Source organism: Streptomyces spinoverrucosus (genome assembly GCF_006539505.1).
GTDB lineage: Bacteria > Actinomycetota > Actinomycetes > Streptomycetales > Streptomycetaceae > Streptomyces > Streptomyces spinoverrucosus.
In genome coordinates, this window is record NZ_BJND01000212.1 from 1 (window position 1) to 646 (window position 646).

The 646-nt window shown below is 66.7% G+C and carries 1 protein-coding gene; it reads right to left on the reverse strand.

From position 1 onward, the window contains the following. Nucleotides 1-646: sigma factor-like helix-turn-helix DNA-binding protein (locus tag SSP24_RS42580; RefSeq protein WP_141316648.1), on the reverse strand; the 646-nt coding region annotated here is incomplete at both ends.

Below are 646 nucleotides of genomic sequence, written 5' to 3' on the forward strand. Positions count from 1 at the left end.
ATGCGTTCGATGCCTTCCGCCGACGCGTCGATGGACAGGAGGGCCATGGGGTGCCCGTCGGAGGAGACGAGAATGGCCGGTCGGCCGTTGGCCTCGACCCATCGAATGTCCGAGTGGGGCCAGAATCGTGGCGCGAAGGCGGCGAGGTATTTGGAGACGTGGGGACGTCCGACGACGGGGATCTTCGATGCGCCGCGCATTCCTCCGCCGTCGGCGTAGCTGACGACGTCCGTGGCGAGGATGTATTCGAGTTCGGTCAGATTGCCGGTCTGTGCTGCGGTGAGGAACACGTCGAGCAGTCGCCGGTGTTCGGTGGGGCTGACGGGTTCCCTGCGCTCGGCAGCCAGGTGCTTGCGTGCGCGGCTTACGAGCTGGCGGGTGTTGGGCTCGCTCGTTTCGAGGATTTCCGCGATCTGCTTGTACGGGTAGTCGAAGGCTTCTCTGAGGACGTAGGCGGCCCGTTCCACCGGGTTCAGTTTCTCGAGGAGGAGGAGAACGGCGAGTTCCAGTGCCTCAGCCCGTTCCGCTCCCAGTTGCGGGTCCAGACTGGTGTCGATCGGCTCGGGGAGCCACGGCCCGACGTACGACTCCCGTCGCGCCCGGGCGGACTGGGCGACGTTGATCGCCAGCCGGGCGGTGACGGCGG